We start from the raw sequence: 17202 nt of genomic DNA on the forward strand, positions 1-17202 counted from the left end.
TTAGCCGGCTTTCGCAGCAGATTGAGGCTGAAGTTTCTTATCTTTGCCGCTTGCCTTATCAGACAGCAGCGTCAGAGCACCATCACCTGTTACATTACACGCAGTTCCAAAGCTGTCCTGGGCAAGGTATAGGGCAATCATTAGCGCAAGCATGGTCTCATTGAATCCGAGCATGCTTTCAAGCAAACCCAATGCGGCCATGACAGCCCCTCCTGGGACGCCGGGAGCTGCGATCATCGTGATGCCAAGCATTAAAATGAAAGGCAGGATTTCTGCAAATGATGCTGTTTGACCCTGCAGCATCATTACAGCGATTGCACAGCTCACAATGGTGATTGTGCTTCCGGAGAGATGAATCGTTGCCAGTAATGGAACAGAGAAATCTGCGACTTTTTCACGTGCACCAAGTTTTTTGACCTGTTTAAGCGTCACAGGAATGGTAGATGCGGATGATTGGGTTCCAAGTGCCGTAAAGTAGGCAGGCATCATATTTTTCATGAGTCTAAGCGGATTGGCTTTCATAAGGCTGCCGGCCGCCGAATATTGAAGCAGTAAAAATAATAGATGAAGAGCAATAATCATGACAAAGACTTTGGCAAATACAGAAATAATGGCGCCAACCTGTCCGCCCTGCGTCATATTGGCGAAAATCCCAAAAATATGGACAGGAAGCAATGGAATGATGACCTTTTCAATCAGTTTTTCAATAATATCACGGAAATCATTCATAGCATTTTGCAGAGTGTTTCCTTTGATTGCAGCCAATCCAAGGCCTAGAGTGAATGAAATCAGCAGTGCGGTCATGACCCCCATTACAGGAGGCATGTCCACCTGGAAAAAGGGTGAGAGCAAAGCATCCTCAGGATTCTCAAACTCTTTGAAACTTTGGTTTTTTAAAAGAATTGGATATAATACCGTCGCAGAAAAATAGGCGACTAAACCAGCAGTGATTGTAGAAGCATAGGCAAAACCAGCTGTAATCCCCAGGAGTTTCCCTGCGCCTTTTCCCATGCTCCCGATACCTGGCGCGATAAATCCGATAATAATTAATGGGATCGCAAAACCAAGAAAGTTTCCGAACAGTCCATTAAAAGTAGCAAATAGCTGAATAAGCCATTCAGGAGAAAAAGAACCTAATAAAATACCCAGTGCAATGGCTGCAATAATTCTGGGAAGCAAACCGAATTTCATTTTTATGTCCTCCTAAAAAATACAGTTGTTTTTGTTAGGAGGATTATATCCTGTTTTACGTTAAAAGTTAATAGATAAAGTTTTTGTTGTAATAATAAAATAAGTCTGATTATTTACCGGGGATTAAGGCTTATTCTCGTTAATTGCTCTATTACAGGCGGTTAAACGTTTTCTCAAGATAATAATAGATAAAAGGTGGTTTAAATTAATGCCAGAAAAGGAAATTATTTTATTGGTTTCAGATAAGAAAAGTTTCCTTTTTCAGGTCCATTTCATACATATAGGAATATGGGCGTATGTGGAGAAAAAAATTCCTGTGGAATTGAACACGTAATCACTCCCTTTCTTAAATGTGAAAGTGTTACAATAAAGAGTAGCTTGAATGAACATATAAATCAGCTTAGGCAAAATAATGAGGGAATAAAGCGGCATGAGAAGCCGGTTAGTCCATGATCGAATATTGGAGGTTCTTTTATGAAAACAAAGGTTGGCCTTTTGTACGGCGGAAAATCTGCAGAGCATAAAGTATCGATGCAGACTGCAATGGCTGTTATTAAAGCATTGGATTTAGAGAAATTTGAAATTCATCCTATTTATATATCTGAAGAAGGTCAATGGGTAAAGGGCCCTCAATTGCAAGGACCTGTTTCCAGTGTGAAGGAGCTGGAATTTTCCCAGGGGGAAGCACTTCCTCCAACAGCTTTGGCACCGACTCTTTTCCAGGATGGTCAGGATAAAGGTCCATTTGATGTAATCTTCCCGCTGCTTCATGGTCCAAACGGGGAAGACGGCACGGTTCAAGGTTTGCTTGAGCTGCTTAACCTGCCATATGTGGGGAATGGAGTATTGGCTTCATCTGCAGGGATGGATAAAGTCATCATGAAGAATATCTTTGCTCAGGCTGGCCTGCCGCAGGTGAAGTATGTCTGGTTTATCCGCAGTGAGTGGGAAAATGAGACCGAGGCAGCCTATGATCAAGTGGAAAGGGAACTCGGATACCCGTGTTTTGTAAAACCGGCCAACCTAGGTTCGAGTGTAGGCATCAGCAAGTGCATGAACCGTTCAGAGCTTGAGGGGGCATTCAAAGAAGCTTTCCAATTTGACCGTAAAATTATCATTGAAGAAGGCGTTACAGCCAGAGAAATTGAAGCTGGCGTATTGGGCAATGATTATCCGGAATGTTCTGTTGCCGGTGAGATTGTCCCGAAAGTTGAATTCTATGACTATAAAGCTAAATATGAAGATGGGGACACAGCATTAATCATTCCTGCTGAAATATCAGAAATTGAGTACAGTGAACTGAGGGACATGGCCATTAAAGCATTTAAAGCCCTTGACTGCTCAGGTCTGGTCAGAGCTGATTTCTTTTTAACAAGAGAGGGTAAGCTTTACATTAATGAAGTCAATACAATGCCAGGCTTTACACCTTTCAGCATGTTCCCGCTTCTGTGGAAGCATACAGGAGTAGAATATCCTCAGCTGATCGAAAAGCTTGTTAATCTGGCCATCGAACGCCATGCTGAGAAACAAAGCATTAAACACACAATGTAAAAGGTTAACAGTTAAAGGAAACACGGCATCTTTGTCGTGTTCCTTTTGTTCATACATAACTGGCAATATTTGATATATACTATGAAATTTTTGATATTGCCGAATGGGAGGCGCCATATGATTAAGAAAACACTTCAGGAAATTACACAGATGATTAAAATAGATAATGATGTATCATCTTTTAATGACACATTCATACAGGGCGTTAGCATTGACTCCAGAAGAATCAATCACGGCAATCTGTTCGTACCATTCAAAGGGGAAAATTCGGACGGCCATCGATTTTTAGAAGATGCCATCGAAAAAGGGGCAGCCGCGGCTCTTTGGCAAAAGGATGTTCCCAATCCCCCTCTTCATCTTCCGATCCTGATCGTCGAAGATACACTAACAGCTCTTCAGGAATTGGCGAGAAGCTATCGCGATGAATTAAAGGTAAAAGTCACAGGCATTACAGGAAGCAACGGCAAAACAACCACCAAGGATATGACCGCAAGCCTTCTTTCCCTGCAATATAAAGTTCAAAAAACCGAAGGTAACTATAACAATCATATCGGTTTGCCCTTAACCATTCTGGATCTTGAGGAAGATACGGAAATCGCGGTGCTGGAAATGGGGATGAGCGGTAGGGGGGAAATCGATTTCCTTACGAAGCTTGCTCGACCGGACGCTGTGATTATTACGAATATAGGCGAATCCCACCTGCAGGATTTAGGTTCCAGAGAAGGGATTGCCGAAGCTAAGCTTGAGATTGTAAATGGACTCCAGGAAAATGGCCTGGTTATTTATTACGGCGACGAGCCTCTCCTGGATGAAAAACTGAAATCCTACAATGGTTCGGCAGCTTTAAGAACTTTTGGAAGAACCGGTAAAAATGATGTATACCCGATGGATATAAAGCAGGATGACAGAGGCAGTACATTTGGAATCAATGTGTCCAGCGGTAATTTTTATCTGCCTGTGTTAGGCACCCATAATGTTCTCAATGCCCTGGCAGCCATGATTGCAGCATCCCATTTCGGCGTTCCGTACGAAAAGATGAACGAAGGCTTCGCAAGCTTAAAGCTGACGAATATGAGGATGGAGCTTCTCGAGGGTCAAGGTGGAGAAAAAATCATCAATGATGCTTATAATGCGAGCCCAACATCCATGAATGCGGCGATTGAACTGATCGCCAACCTGCCAGGGTATAAAAAGAAAATTCTTGTTCTGGGCGATATGCTGGAGCTTGGTCCGCAGGAGGAGGATTTCCATTACTCCATAGGAAAATCTGTGGATCCTGAAAAGGTTGATTATGTATTTACTTTCGGCAAGCTTGGCGAATATATCGCCAAGGGAGCGAAGGAGGTCCTGCCTCGCGAACGGGTGGCGGCCTTTATTGACAAACAGCCGCTTATCGAAGAGCTTAAGAAACATGTGGATCAGGAAACGATTATACTGGTTAAGGCATCACGGGGCATGAAACTTGAAGAGGTTGTCTCAAGCCTTCAATAATTGTAAAAAGAATAACAATAACACTTTAACAGATATCATGGTAAGACTGAAACAGCTGGAAAATAACATGCAATCCTCACACCTTGTTAATTCTGTTTTTGGATATATCTGTTATTATGGAAATAAACCCCTGTTCCACGTGAAACAGGGGTTTATATTATTTTTATATAGTTCCTTCGTTATAATTTTTATCTTCAACAGGTTTGATTAGTATGGCAAAAAGGAAAAAGTGTAAAATAGAATTGACTTAAATTATAAAAAATGGCGGTGACTCGAGGATGATTGGCTGCATGTGCATACATGGTTTTACAGGAGCTCCATTTGAAGTAGAACCTCTGGCAGAGTATTTGAAGGAACATACAGACTGGGAGATTTCTGTGCCGACATTGCCGGGTCATGGCGATGAACTGAAGCTGAAAGGAATTGCCTATAACAAATGGATTGAGCATGCAGAAGAAGAGCTGAAAAGGCTCATAAGCCGCTGTGAGAAAGTGTATGTAGTCGGCTTTTCGATGGGCGGCCTGATCGCCAGCTACTTAACAGTGCATTACCCTGTGGATAAGCTGGTTCTGCTTAGTGCAGCTGCTTATTACGTAAATCCAAAACAGCTTTTCTTCGATATTAAAGAGATGGCAAGGGATGCCTTCAAGGGAAACCTGGCCGATAATGAGATGTTCGTCAGATATAAGCGGAAAATAAGTGCGACACCGATTACGGCAACTCTTCAATTCCGCAGGCTGGTTGCCTCTATCAAGCCTATCTTAAATCAGATCACTGTGCCGACATTGATTGCGCAAGGCGAAAGTGATGGAGTTGTGCCACCAAGAAGTGCCAGATATTTATACAATAATATAAGTTCATCTGCCAAAAAATTAATTTTTATAAAGGACTCGAAACACCTTATCTGCCATTGCGGGGAAGGGGAACGCCTCTTTCAGGAGATCCTTGGTTTTCTTCAAAAAATGCCGGAATGATAAGGTTTTCAGCCAGCCTTCAAGTTTGCAATGCTTACTTGAAAATGGTAATATAAACACCAAAGTGCCAACAGGAACTTCTTTTGAGAACCCGGACATACTCCAGCAGGAGAATGTCTTTTTTCATTAAATACAGAAGTATTGCTGAGAACATTATACTTCAGTATGGCCATAAATAGATGAGTGCTTCTCTACGGAAGAACTCATTTTTAGAGACCTGATTGTCCGTGAACAATTTGGATAGAATTTACCTCATCCTTTCCTCAAGCGGGTTTCATAGTGAGTGGGACTCTTCTTAACGAAACATAACCGCACTTTTTATAAAAATAAGAAGTTACAGCATCTAGAGACCGGGTACTGCCGGTTAAAAGGCTCCTTACGGGGTGCCCTAACTTATCTTATAATCGTCCGGAAGAGTGACTCATAGGCCAATTTTCAGGAGAATTCCTGCCTGCGGGTTTGCAGGGACAAAATTTTTCTATGATTAGAAGGAGAATGAACACATTGACAAAGTTTCAAGACTTGGGCATCAGCCCGGAAACAATGAAATCACTGAAGCGAATGGGATTTGAAGAAGCGACTCCTATTCAGACCCAGACCATTCCATTGAGTTTAGAGAATAAAGACCTGATCGGGCAGGCGCAGACAGGAACAGGAAAAACTGCTGCATTCGGAATCCCGATGATTGATAAAATCGACAACACGAAGGATTTCATTCAGGGAATTGTGATTGCTCCGACTCGCGAGCTGGCAATACAGGTATCGGAAGAACTGTATAAAATCGGCTACGGCAAAAGAACGAAAGTCCTATCCATTTATGGAGGCCAGGATATTAATCGCCAAATCCGCGCCTTGAAGAACAAACCGCATATTATCGTTGGAACGCCAGGACGTATTTTGGACCACATAAACCGCAAAACATTGCGTCTTGATCATGTCCATACAGCCATCCTTGACGAAGCGGATGAAATGCTTAACATGGGATTCATTGACGATATTGAAGCAATCCTTGCACAAATTCCGGAAGAGCGCCAGACGCTGCTTTTCTCTGCTACAATGCCTGCGCCAATCCGCAGAATGGCGGAACGCTTCATGAAGGACCCTCAAATTGTCCGCGTAAAAGCAAAGGAAATGACTGTATCATCTATTGAACAATACTATATTGAGGTGCATGAAAAGAATAAATTTGATGTGCTGACAAGACTTCTGGATATTCAATCACCGGAATTGGCAATCGTATTCGGACGTACAAAGCGCCGTGTCGATGAACTGGCCGAAGCCTTGAATCTTCGCGGATACATGGCTGAAGGAATCCACGGTGACTTAAGCCAGGCTAAGAGGATTTCTGTTCTTCGCAAGTTCAAAGAGGGAAGCATTGACGTCCTCGTTGCAACAGATGTTGCTGCGCGAGGCTTGGATATTTCCGGCGTCACACATGTATACAATTTTGATATTCCTCAGGATCCTGAAAGCTATGTTCACCGCATCGGCCGTACAGGACGTGCTGGAAAAACAGGTGTTGCGATGACATTCATCAATCCGCGCGAAAAATCGTATCTGCATGTCGTAGAACGTACAACCAAGAGAAAAATGGAACGCATGGATGCTCCAACACTGGATGAGGCCCTTGAAGGCCAGCAAAAAGCAGTCATGGAAAAAATCATGCAAACCATTGAGGAAAACAATCTTGAGAGCTATAAAGAAGCGGCAGATGAGCTTCTGGCACAAAAGGATGCTTCAACAGTGGTTCAGGCCGTGCTGAAGATGCTGACAAAAGAACCGGATACAACTCCTGTTAAATTAACAGAGGAAAAGCCGCTTCCATCTAAGCGCGACAGAAAGCCGAATGACCGCAGCCGCGGAGGCTATAACGGAAAAGGCAGACAAGGAGGCCAGAAAGGATCATATAAATCCCGTCAAGGCCACACTGGAAAACGTCAAAGCCACAATAACCGTTCAAATAGCAGCAGCTATCGTTAATAAGAAAAACGGAAGCGCCTTGCCCACCACTGACCCTGTAGGGGGCGTTCCTCCGAATATTAAAAGTAAACCAGTACTTTAAAAAAGGAGAGCAGAGATTCTGCTCTCTTTTTCTTTTTAATTTGGTCCCGCTATTAAGGGCCGTCCATGCGCAATTTCTCAGCGGCAGCCGTACATACTAAGGGAAATGCAATGCGGGAGGAATCGACATGACGATTGTACGCCTTGGGTATGTCGCGATGAGTATGACTCTGAAAAATGCGTCACCATCCCAAACAATGACGTTTAAGCAATTCTCGGCCATTAAAGACCGCGAGGCGGCTGTAGCAAGACTGGAGCGGATTGCCGTATCAAATCTTGGAAACTGCCTGAGGCTGCTAAAGCACAATGCAGCCCATGATATCCATTTTTTTCGCTTTAGTTCCCGGCTGATTCCTCTTGCCAATCATGAGGAACTTTCTGATTGGAAGTATATGCACCCTCTTAAAGAAGCTCTATCCAAAATCGGTGACTTTCTGGACCGACACCCCATGCGGGTGGATTTTCATCCGGACCATTTTGTGCTCCTTAATACACCGAAAGTGGATACATTGAATATGTCCATTAAAACGCTGGCAATGCATAAAGCCCTTCTGAAAGGCATGGGGCTGAATCCGGCTCACCGCTGTGTACTGCATGTGGGTGGAGGATATGATGATAAAGAGAAGGCTCTTGAACAATTTATCCATAATTGGGGCTTTACGCCTTCAGGAATCCAGCAAATGATTATCCTCGAGAATGACGATACCACCTTTACCCTTGATGATACGCTCTATCTTTGTGAAAAGCTTGGGATTCCGCTTGTATTTGATTATCACCATCACCTTGCCAATTTTGAGAATGATAACTGGACGGGGCAATGGGAAAGGGTCGCAGCAACATGGGATCATTCAGAACTGCCTGTGAAAATGCATATTTCCAGTCCGAAATCAGACAAAGATTTCAGAGCGCATGCCGATTATATTAATGCTGATATGTTCATGGAGTTTCTTCAGAACATTAAGGGGTCAGTGCCTGAAATTCATTGCATGATCGAAGCGAAAATGAAGGACAGCGCACTATTTAAGCTTGCGGAAGATTTAAGAACGAACCCCGATTTGACTTTTATTGATTCATCCAGCTTTGAAATATAAGTAGTACCCCCACTTTTTTCATAAAAGGGAGACACTTCTTTTTTCTGTCATGTATACTTATAGAAGTGAAAAGAGCTGTCAACGCACCATGTGCGAATGAGGTTCTGAGCGATGAACTGACTCTGGGCGTGTTTGAATGACTATTAATATTGGTATTGCGGGGGGTACTGCATGATTACAGAGCCGCATAAAAGGTTACCGGCAAGGGGGCTGCTTGCATGGAGAATCTCCGGCACAGTCCACTCTGTTTTTCCTTTTGTGTTATCAGGGGGAGCAATTGCTGCTGCTTTCCTGTTTAATTGGCCTATTTGGGTTATTGGAGCTTCCTTAATGTTTTATTCAGCTTATGCTTACCTAGTCATCATGACTTTCCCCTCTTTAAGGTGGAAAAGATGGAGGTATGAGGTCCGGGAAAATGAAATAGAGCTTAAACACGGGATATTTGTTATTAAAAGGACCCTTGTTCCCATGATCCGGGTGCAGCATGTGGATACCAGGCAAGGGCCGATATTGCGTAAATATCGTCTTGCAACTGTAACCATCTCGACGGCTGCAACCGTTCATGAAATACCGGCCTTAGATGTGGATGAAGCGGAGGAACTGCGCTTTTTCATTTCCTTGCTGGCAAGGGCTGCAGATGATGATGTCTAATCCGAAACGGCTGCACCCAATATCAGCGGTAGCCAATTTCCTGAAACACCTAAAGGAAATGCTGGTGCCCTTTCTTGTTTTTGTCGTCTTTGGAAGCAGAGGAGGAAATGGGGAAATTGTTCAGCTTGTCCTGTCTTTAGGGGTCATAATCGCAGTATTTATGATAGGGATCCTTACCTGGTGGAGATATACTTTTAGACTGGAAGAAGGCGAGCTTCGAATCGAGTATGGTGTTCTGATAAGGAAGAAGAGGTATATTCCGCTTGAAAGAATTCAAAGTCTCGACTTATCGGAAGGTTTGCTGCAAAGGCCTTTTGGCCTTGTGAAGATGAAGGTGGAGACAGCAGGTTCAAGCGGTGCTGGTGAGGCAGAAGCGGTATTGACGGCTATTTCTAAAAAAGATGCAGCGGTCATTCAACAGGCATTTTCAGCAGCTAAAAAGAATCCTTCCGAAATGGAAACCACATTTCAGAACCGGGAAGTGATTTTTAAAATTTCACCTGGCGAGCTGCTCCTTCTGGCATCGACTTCAGGCGGGGCAGGTGTTGTTATTTCGGCGGTTTTTGCTTTTGTTTTTCAATTTGAAGAAATTATTCCGTATGAAAAAGTGTTTGTAGGGCTAGAGGGATTTATTGCCAACGGAATTATATTTGTGAGTATCCTGGTCTTCATTGTCTTTTTTATTGCCTGGCTTATTGCTCTTATTGGCAGTATGCTAAAATATGCCGATTTTACTTTAATAAAGACTGATAAGGAATTAATTGTCACAAGAGGTCTGCTGGAAAAGAGGCAGATGACGATTCCGCTGAATCGCATCCAGGCAATTCAGTTCAGGGAAAATCTGCTTAGACAGCCACTTGGCCTGGCGACTGTTTATATTGAAAGTGCAGGAGGTTCCATTGAGGACAATGAAAGCGCCCGTCTTATGATTCTGCCGATTGTGAAAAAAACACGGATTGCCGGTCTGTTAAAGCCCCACTTGTCCCACTATGAACTGCAGCCCGGATTTTTTAATGCTCCAAAAAGGGCGCTTAACCGCTATTTATGGAGAGGGTTTCTGTGGGTACTGCCTTTTGTGGCTGTGCCGCTCCTCTTTTTCAGACCATGGGGATACTTTTCTTTAGTGGTGCTGATCCTTTCATTGGGATGGTCATATCTCAAATACAGGGATGCAGGCTGGGATATCAGTTCTCAGCAGCTTGCTCTCAGATATCGGGGGATTGTAAGGACTACTGTCTTTATGAAAAGAAATCGAATACAGTCCCTCACCATGAGCGAAAGTTATTTTCAGAAAAAGCGCAGCCTGGCTACCATAGAAGCTGTAGCCATGTCAGGGATTGGGGGGACAGGCGGAACGGTTCCTGATCTTGACCGGAAAGAAGTGTATGCTATTTATAAGTGGTACTCTTATACTGGATTAAACAGAAGTAATTTGAAAAAGGAAAAGCGCACATGAGCGCTTTTTTTGTTGTATAAGAAACTATAAAGTGGATCAATGTGAAACTCTATGGAAAGGCTGTCTGCATCCAGCCACAGTGCCTAGCCACCCGGGGCATACTCCAAATCACTCCAGAAATCAGGACAAGGAACTCTTTGGCAGAGATGCATCGCGGGTCCAAACTTGCTTTGAGGTTTCCTGCGTGATGCCTTATGCCTGCAGGACTTGCTGGCTTCAAGTTTGCCGCAGGGCGTGGCGGTTTTTAGTTGGAGTTCACCTGATCAAGGCACTCCTGCTTTTGGGCTGGGATTATCTGGATAAAATCCCCAAGACAGCCAAAATGATAATGACTCCCCAGAGAACAAGCCTTGATGCAGGCACACCTTTTAATGAAGGCCTGATGCCGGAAAGACCCCCGGGCCGAATTATGCTGGATGAAGAAGATGTACGGCCTTTGGCAAGTGATGCCGCACCAATCAGGAAACCTGCAAGCAGGCCGAATAAATGGGCAGTAACATTAATGTTTGGCTGCAGAAAGGTCATGATTACGCCGATTATCGTAATAGTCAGTATGATTTGTGAGTTTTCCCTGGATAAAAGTTCTTTTCGGAATACGATGATTGCCGCAAAGTATCCGAACAGGCCAAAGATCGCACCACTGGCGCCCACATGAATATATGTCAATGGTTCAAGAAGCAGTGTTGCAATATTTGCTGCTGCACCAGCAGTGATGTAAAGCAGAATGAATCTGGTTTTTCCTAGCAATCGTTCCAGTGCAGGGCCGAAGAGAACGAGAGAAAAGCTGTTGAATAATACATGGGGGAAACCGCTGTGCAGTATGATTGGGCTCAGCAGCCGCCAGTATTCACCCTGAACAATATATAAATTGACGCCTGCAAGCTTTTCGAAAATAAGTGTATTTGGAAATAGGGGAATGACTGTTAATAGATAGATGATCATATGGATACAAATGATAGCAGAAACAACAGGGTAGTAGCGGATAAATTCCTTAAAGCTTTCCGTTCTTGTAAACATGGCTCTCCTCCGTGCTTGAATTGTTGGACCGTGTATCTACATCATAGCCTGAAAAGCGGTTTTTCAGCATGTGATAGCACTTATTCACTTGATAATGTGTACATAATACTGCTTCTACTGTATTCTTTATGCAGCGAATAATATAAATAGAAGGAAGATGAGAGATGATTTCCGGTATTGGAATTGATATTGCAGAGCTGGAGCGCATACGAAAAATTATTGCCAGGCAGGAGCGGTTTCCTGAACGGATTTTGACATCCAAAGAGCTGGATGGCTATCGCTGCTTGACGGAAAAGAGACGGGCTGAATATCTTGCCGGGAGGTTCGCGGCAAAAGAAGCTTTTTCAAAGGCATGGGGCACAGGGATTGGGGAAGAACTTTCCTTTCAGGATATTGAAATTGAAAAGGATGAAAAGGGAAAGCCTTATATTTCGAAGCCATTTAAAGATGGGATACACTTGTCGATTTCCCATAGCAGAGAATATGCGGTGGCTCAGGTGGTTATAGAAAAAGCTTGATATTTGGCATGCTGAAGAATTTCAAAAGCTTGTCATTCCTTCTAGCATATTCCCTAAGGTTGTCTCATATATTCATAATGCGATAGGAGAGACAGGCCGGAAGTTTGGGCCGATCTCACTGAAATGAGACAAAGGGGCTGAAGGAATGAAGAAAAAGTGGTTCATGCTGCTTGCCGGGCTTTTGGTAGTTCTTGCATTGTCTGCCTGTGGGACTAAATCACAGGAAGACGTCGTAAAGGATCTTAACAATAAGCTTGAAGACGTTAAAGGATACAAGGCGGAGGCCAAGATGACTCTGCAGATGGGGACTGACCCGCAAACCTACGAAATAGAAGTATGGCATAAGGAGCCTGACTTTTACCGGGTGAACCTGAAAAACGCGCAAAAGGAACAAAGCCAAATGATTCTGCGTAACGATGACGGTGTATTTGTCCTCACTCCTGCGCTGAACAAGAGCTTCCGTTTCCAGAGCGATTGGCCGCAGAACAGCAGCCAGGCTTATTTATATGAATCATTAGTCAAGGACATTATGGAGGATAAAGAAGCAAAGTTCTCCGCTACAAAAGATCATTATGTGTTTGAAACAAAAACACGCTATCAAAATAATCAGATGCTTCCTGTCCAGGAAATCAAGCTCAAGAAGTCCGATTTATCCCCAGTCAGTGTGAAGGTTATGGATCCTGATAAAAATGCACTTGTAACAGTAGAATTTTCAAATGTAAAGTTTAATGCCAGCTTCGATAAGAAAGATTTTGACATGCAAAAGAACATGACGGGCGCCCAGCTCGAAGTGCCGGTGATGGCTGAGGTGGAGGATCAGGAATTCGCTGTAAAATATCCGCAGATGGATATGGCTGATGTAAAGCTGGTTGATGAGCAGGAAGTTAAAACAGAAGATGGCAAGCGTGTTGTATTGACGTACGATGGAGAAAAATCCTTCACTCTTGTGCAGGAAAAGGCCGCTGTCATGCCGACATCATCCGTCGTTACTTCAGTGAAAGGCGAGCCTGTTGACCTTGGCTTTACTATAGGTGCACTTTCTGACAACACCATTTCCTGGACCTACCAGGGTGTGGATTATATGATTGCTTCCAATGATTTATCACCTGAAGAAATGTCCGAAATTGCCCGCACTGTACAGGGAGAAATGGTGAAATAAATCACCGGAAAAAAGCAGGTCCCAGAAGGGGGCCTGTTTTTTTATGCTGCCGGCATAGGAATCAGCTTTCAAAGCCTTTTGATAAAAAATAACCATTTGACAAATCCTCTGCCCGAGTTTGATAATCGACATGTAGAGAAGCAATGGCTAAAGGACGTGAATGCATCGATGAATGAACAAACAAAAATGTACCGGGACACTTGGGCAGAGATAAATCTGGATCATATTTCATATAATGTAGAGTCAATGAAAAAACATGCAGAAGAAGGAACAAACGTCATTGCGGTTGTGAAGGCAAATGGGTATGGGCATGGAGATGCTGCTGTGGCAGAAGCGGCCCTGCAGGCGGGCGCATCCTCTCTGGCTGTTGCCACCCTGGATGAGGCGATGGCATTGAGAAATAAAAAGATTGCAGCGCCGATTTTAGTAATGGGAGCGAGCCGCCCGGAGCATGCAGGCGAAGCAGCGGCAAAGAATATTGCCCTGACCGTTTTTCAAAAGGAGTGGCTATCACAGGCATACGAATATGTGGAAGATGGAGAAGTCCTGAATATTCATTTAAAGTTTGATACAGGCATGGGACGCCTGGGGATTCGAAGCCGTGATGAGCTTGCGGGAATTGAGAGCGTTATCAAAAAGGACAAGCGTTTTCTGCTTGAAGGGGTGTTTACGCATTTCGCCACAGCGGATTCATTGGAGAATGCTTATTTTGAAAAACAGTTGAGCAGATTTGAGGAAATGACCAGCTGGCTGGAGATTTTGCCGAAGTACATCCATACCAGCAACAGCGCTGCGGGTCTTAGATTTCCCAAAGCCCACTTCAATGCTGTCAGAATGGGGATCAGTATGTACGGCCTGGCTCCTTCCATGGAAATTAAGCCAGACCTTCCTTTCCAGCTGAAAGAAGCTTTTTCTCTCCATACCTCTATTGTTCATGTGAAAAAGCTTCATAAAGGCGAGAAAGTCAGCTATGGTGCGACTTATGAGGCACAAGAAGATGAATGGATTGCAACTTTGCCGATTGGCTATGCTGACGGCTGGATACGAAAACTTCAGGGGCAGGAGGTTCTTGCTGAAGGATTGAGAGTTCCAATTGTTGGAAGAGTTTGTATGGATCAATGCATGATTAAGCTTCCGCATGAAATGCCAGTCGGTACAAAAGTAACCCTGATCGGCGAGCAGGGGAAAGAAAAGATTCCGGTTGATGAAATAGCCGAAAAACTTGAAACCATCAACTATGAAGTAACCTGCATGGTATCTTCCCGGGTTCCGCGCATATATAAAAGAGATGGTAAAATTATCGGGGGAATTAATTATCTGTTATAATCGTAAAAACTTTATTTGCTGCCCAGCTGAGCTATCGTCCGGAAAAAGGGATGGAATAAGCGCGGCGGCTTTCTGAAACGATAAGAATGATGAATTCTGAAGTTAGTTAACTGTCTAGCTTCAGCGCCTACCCCCTCAAGGTCACAAGCTTGTCTTGTTTCGGCACCTAGGTGTACTCGAGACATAAGCCAATCCCTTCCAGAAGGAAAGAACACCTTCTTGCAGGGCTCGTCTTATGCTTGTCGTCCCTGAACAGTCGCCGCCACATTTCGGGCATTCCTCCCAAAAAGGCAAAGAACGCTTTTCTGTGAGGCACGTCTTGTGCTTGTCGGGGGTGAACAAGGCGCTTCCGCTTTTCTGAAATCATGCATAAAATACTATTTTTTTGGACGATAATACAGAAGAATTAAAGAATCCCCTTTGCATTGGGCTTTATTAATGGTAATATTGAAAATGGTAGATATAAAAATGGTGTGTAGTGATGGTGGAGGTGTATGTTTGTGTCTGATTCCAGCACAACAACAGAGATAATGGTGAAGTTACCGCAGCATCTTTTAACCGAGTTAGACGGATTTGCAAAACAGGAAAACGTTAACCGGAGCGAATTCATTTATCAGGCAACCAAAATGTATTTGCGCGAACGCAAAAAGAGACAAATTCGCGAGTCCATGAGACGAGGCTACATGGAGATGGCGAAAATAAATTTGACGATTGCATCTGAAGCATTTCAAGCGGAATACGAGGCAGAACACACAGTTGAACGTCTAGTAAGCGGAGGATAATCCCTTGATTGTCAAACGTGGTGACGTTTATTTTGCAGACCTATCCCCAGTTGTTGGTTCAGAACAAGGCGGCGTCCGTCCAGTGCTTGTCATCCAAAACGACATCGGGAATCGGTTTAGTCCCACAGTAATTGTTGCAGCAATCACAGCTCAGATTCAAAAAGCGAAGCTGCCTACTCACGTTGAAATTGATGCGAAGCGTTATGGTTTTGAAAGGGATTCGGTCATCTTATTAGAACAGATTCGTACAATTGATAAACAACGCTTAACCGATAAAATAACCCATCTCGATGACGAAATGATGGAAAAAGTGGATGAAGCCGTGCAAATCAGCTTAGGCCTCATCGAATTTTAACAAACGCTCTTTTGAAGGGCGTTTTTTATTTTTTTATACAGCAAAAAGGTTTAGTTTCTTATAAAGAGGGTAAAAAAGAGAGTCGTTTATTATATAAAATTGACTGGTTTTGTAAATATACCCGTTTCATATAGAGCATACACTTCAAAATTCGATGTGAATCCGCTGAGTTATGAAGGTAAAAAAGGGATTTAATTATAAATTGTCGAATTAACCAAAGATTGGAGTTTATTCATTCGGCATCATATAGGTATCATTTGACTGGCATTCACTGATATCATTTAATTGATATATACGGGACAGGAAGATTTTTTTATCCTTCTGTACAATAAAGGGGAATTGGAAGGCTAATAATAGATATATGCTAAAATAGGGAGGAACAAATGAATTCCACAATATTGAATTATATACAAAACAACAAAGATTCCATATTCAATGAGTGGCTTGATGCCACAAAGGAAAATGCGGATGAAAGAGTTACAAAGGTAGTATCTGATCAGGTATTTATCGGGACAAGCCGGGAATTCATTGACCTGATTATTTCAAATATAAAAAGTTCAAATGAGGAATTCACTTCAAAATTGAGTGATTTCTCTGAGAAAATCGTACGGTTGGGCTGGCCGCTAAGTTTTGTGACAAAAGGTCTCCAAACCTTCGGGAAAATTGTGTTTGAGGACATGCAGGAAACGGGGATTGTCACCCAGGAAAACCAAATGAAAGTCATTTACGAGTTTGACAGCTGGATGACTCCCATGGTCAATGAAGTGGTAAATATGTATTCAAGCACTTGGGAAAGAACTGTTTCCCTTCAAAAAATTGCGCTTCAGGAACTTTCTGCGCCGCTTATTCCTGTATTCGAAGGAATTACAGTCATGCCTCTTGTTGGTACAATTGATACGGAGCGGGCGAAGCAGATTATGGAGAACCTTTTAAATGGAGTAGTAAAACACCGTTCAGAAGTGGTGCTTATTGATATAACAGGTGTGCCGGTTGTTGATACGATGGTAGCCCATCATATCATACAGGCAGCTGATGCTGTAAGGCTTGTCGGAGCGAAATGCATGCTTGTAGGCATCCGTCCGGAAATTGCCCAAACCATTGTAAACTTGGGAATTGATTTAAATCAGTTTACTACAAAGAATACCTTGAAAAAGGGTGTAGAAGCGGCGCTTGAGTTAACCAGCCGCAAAATTGTTAATGTGGAGGGAGTGGAATGAGAGTGAGAATCCCAATTTTAAAACTGAACGATTGCCTATTAGTCTCCATCCAGTGGGAATTGGATGACCAGACTGCTCTGCAGTTTCAGGAGGATCTGCTCCATAAAATCCATGAGACCAGCGCAAATGGAGTTGTGATTGATTTAACATCCATTGACTTTATTGATTCATTCATCGCAAAAGTTCTCGGCGACGTAATAAATATGTCCAAACTGATGGGTGCAAAAGTAGTCATAACCGGGATACAGCCTGCCGTAGCCATTACGCTTATTGAGTTAGGTATTGGGTTAGATGATGTCCTTACTGCATTAGATCTAGAAAAAGGTTTGGAGAAATTACAACAGGAATTGGGGGAGTAACTG

At 43.3% G+C, this 17202-nt stretch carries 16 protein-coding genes; 14 read left to right on the top strand and 2 right to left on the bottom strand.

Annotated features, from left to right (window positions below):
* A complete protein-coding gene (locus ACR42H_RS01325) occupies nt 1–1191 on the bottom strand; it encodes a dicarboxylate/amino acid:cation symporter (protein ID WP_113885029.1) in 1191 nt (396 codons plus the stop codon).
* A gap of 474 nt (nt 1192–1665) precedes the next feature.
* Here ACR42H_RS01325 and ACR42H_RS01330 point away from each other — a divergent pair, with 474 nt between their 5' ends.
* The 7 genes from ACR42H_RS01330 (at nt 1666) to ACR42H_RS01360 (ending at nt 10466) form a co-directional block, all read left to right on the top strand.
* Nucleotides 1666–2742: a D-alanine--D-alanine ligase gene (locus tag ACR42H_RS01330; RefSeq protein WP_436374512.1), complete on the top strand. Its 1077-nt coding sequence runs from the start codon at nt 1666–1668 to the stop codon at nt 2740–2742.
* Nucleotides 2743–2859: 117 nt separating this feature from the next.
* Nucleotides 2860–4233 (top strand): UDP-N-acetylmuramoyl-tripeptide--D-alanyl-D-alanine ligase, encoded by a 1374-nt coding sequence (locus tag ACR42H_RS01335; protein WP_436374513.1) that lies wholly within the window; start codon nt 2860–2862, stop codon nt 4231–4233.
* A gap of 278 nt (nt 4234–4511) precedes the next feature.
* The gene (locus ACR42H_RS01340) at nt 4512–5207 is read left to right on the top strand and encodes an alpha/beta hydrolase (RefSeq protein ID WP_113885026.1); all 696 of its coding nucleotides are present in this window, start codon (nt 4512–4514) and stop codon (nt 5205–5207) included.
* Between the two features lie 504 nt (nt 5208–5711).
* Nucleotides 5712–7187, top strand: coding sequence for a DEAD/DEAH box helicase (locus ACR42H_RS01345; RefSeq protein ID WP_436374514.1), 1476 nt, complete (start codon nt 5712–5714; stop codon nt 7185–7187).
* 209 nt (nt 7188–7396) lie between these two features.
* On the top strand, nt 7397–8359 hold the full coding sequence (uvsE, locus tag ACR42H_RS01350; protein ID WP_436374515.1) for a UV DNA damage repair endonuclease UvsE: 963 nt from the start codon (nt 7397–7399) through the stop codon (nt 8357–8359).
* A 171-nt stretch (nt 8360–8530) separates the two neighbouring features.
* On the top strand, nt 8531–9010 hold the full coding sequence (locus ACR42H_RS01355) for a PH domain-containing protein (RefSeq protein WP_113885023.1): 480 nt from the start codon (nt 8531–8533) through the stop codon (nt 9008–9010).
* A complete protein-coding gene (locus ACR42H_RS01360; protein WP_436374516.1) occupies nt 8997–10466 on the top strand; it encodes a PH domain-containing protein in 1470 nt (489 codons plus the stop codon). The genes ACR42H_RS01355 and ACR42H_RS01360 overlap by 14 nt, the downstream gene beginning before the upstream one ends.
* A 291-nt stretch (nt 10467–10757) precedes the next feature.
* Here ACR42H_RS01360 and ACR42H_RS01365 read toward each other — a convergent pair whose 3' ends face one another.
* Entirely contained in the window at nt 10758–11483 is a 726-nt protein-coding gene (locus ACR42H_RS01365; protein WP_113885021.1) for a rhomboid family intramembrane serine protease, read from the bottom strand.
* 164 nt (nt 11484–11647) lie between these two features.
* Between ACR42H_RS01365 and acpS the strand changes: the two genes are divergently transcribed.
* The 7 genes from acpS to ACR42H_RS01400 all read left to right on the top strand — a co-directional run bounded on the left by acpS (nt 11648) and on the right by ACR42H_RS01400 (nt 17199).
* On the top strand, nt 11648–12001 hold the full coding sequence (gene acpS / locus ACR42H_RS01370; protein WP_113885020.1) for a holo-ACP synthase: 354 nt from the start codon (nt 11648–11650) through the stop codon (nt 11999–12001).
* 145 nt (nt 12002–12146) lie between these two features.
* Complete coding sequence (locus tag ACR42H_RS01375) at nt 12147–13160, top strand: outer membrane lipoprotein carrier protein LolA (protein ID WP_113885019.1); 1014 nt, start codon at nt 12147–12149, stop codon at nt 13158–13160.
* Nucleotides 13161–13328: 168 nt separating this feature from the next.
* Nucleotides 13329–14486: an alanine racemase gene (gene alr, locus ACR42H_RS01380; RefSeq protein ID WP_113885018.1), complete on the top strand. Its 1158-nt coding sequence runs from the start codon at nt 13329–13331 to the stop codon at nt 14484–14486.
* 500 nt (nt 14487–14986) lie between these two features.
* Nucleotides 14987–15268, top strand: a complete 282-nt coding sequence (locus ACR42H_RS01385; RefSeq protein WP_026041666.1) for a CopG family ribbon-helix-helix protein — start codon at nt 14987–14989, stop codon at nt 15266–15268.
* Between the two features lie 4 nt (nt 15269–15272).
* Nucleotides 15273–15623: a type II toxin-antitoxin system endoribonuclease NdoA gene (gene ndoA / locus ACR42H_RS01390; protein WP_009336311.1), complete on the top strand. Its 351-nt coding sequence runs from the start codon at nt 15273–15275 to the stop codon at nt 15621–15623.
* 383 nt (nt 15624–16006) lie between these two features.
* A complete protein-coding gene (locus tag ACR42H_RS01395; RefSeq protein ID WP_113885017.1) occupies nt 16007–16840 on the top strand; it encodes an RsbT co-antagonist protein RsbRA in 834 nt (277 codons plus the stop codon).
* A complete protein-coding gene (locus ACR42H_RS01400; RefSeq protein WP_009336309.1) occupies nt 16837–17199 on the top strand; it encodes an STAS domain-containing protein in 363 nt (120 codons plus the stop codon). Before ACR42H_RS01395 ends, ACR42H_RS01400 begins: the two co-directional genes overlap by 4 nt.
* Nucleotides 17200–17202 lie beyond the last annotated feature (3 nt).

The organism is Cytobacillus sp. BC1816, from assembly GCF_051353635.1.
GTDB lineage: Bacteria > Bacillota > Bacilli > Bacillales > Cytobacillaceae > Cytobacillus > Cytobacillus oceanisediminis_C.

Bases quoted from the DNA above. Each gene is read 5' to 3' on its own strand.
- ACR42H_RS01325 (WP_113885029.1), bottom strand. From the start codon at position 1,191: ATGAAATTCGGTTTGCTTCCCAGAATTATTGCAGCCATTGCACTGGGT.
- ACR42H_RS01355 (WP_113885023.1), top strand. From the start codon at position 8,531: ATGATTACAGAGCCGCATAAAAGGTTACCGGCAAGGGGGCTGCTTGCA.
- ACR42H_RS01340 (WP_113885026.1), top strand. From the start codon at position 4,512: ATGATTGGCTGCATGTGCATACATGGTTTTACAGGAGCTCCATTTGAA.
- alr (WP_113885018.1), top strand. From the start codon at position 13,329: ATGAATGAACAAACAAAAATGTACCGGGACACTTGGGCAGAGATAAAT.
- ACR42H_RS01330 (WP_436374512.1), top strand. From the start codon at position 1,666: ATGAAAACAAAGGTTGGCCTTTTGTACGGCGGAAAATCTGCAGAGCAT.
- ACR42H_RS01365 (WP_113885021.1), bottom strand. From the start codon at position 11,483: ATGTTTACAAGAACGGAAAGCTTTAAGGAATTTATCCGCTACTACCCT.
- ACR42H_RS01335 (WP_436374513.1), top strand. From the start codon at position 2,860: ATGATTAAGAAAACACTTCAGGAAATTACACAGATGATTAAAATAGAT.
- ACR42H_RS01360 (WP_436374516.1), top strand. From the start codon at position 8,997: ATGATGATGTCTAATCCGAAACGGCTGCACCCAATATCAGCGGTAGCC.
- acpS (WP_113885020.1), top strand. From the start codon at position 11,648: ATGATTTCCGGTATTGGAATTGATATTGCAGAGCTGGAGCGCATACGA.
- ACR42H_RS01395 (WP_113885017.1), top strand. From the start codon at position 16,007: ATGAATTCCACAATATTGAATTATATACAAAACAACAAAGATTCCATA.
- uvsE (WP_436374515.1), top strand. From the start codon at position 7,397: ATGACGATTGTACGCCTTGGGTATGTCGCGATGAGTATGACTCTGAAA.
- ACR42H_RS01400 (WP_009336309.1), top strand. From the start codon at position 16,837: ATGAGAGTGAGAATCCCAATTTTAAAACTGAACGATTGCCTATTAGTC.
- ACR42H_RS01375 (WP_113885019.1), top strand. From the start codon at position 12,147: ATGAAGAAAAAGTGGTTCATGCTGCTTGCCGGGCTTTTGGTAGTTCTT.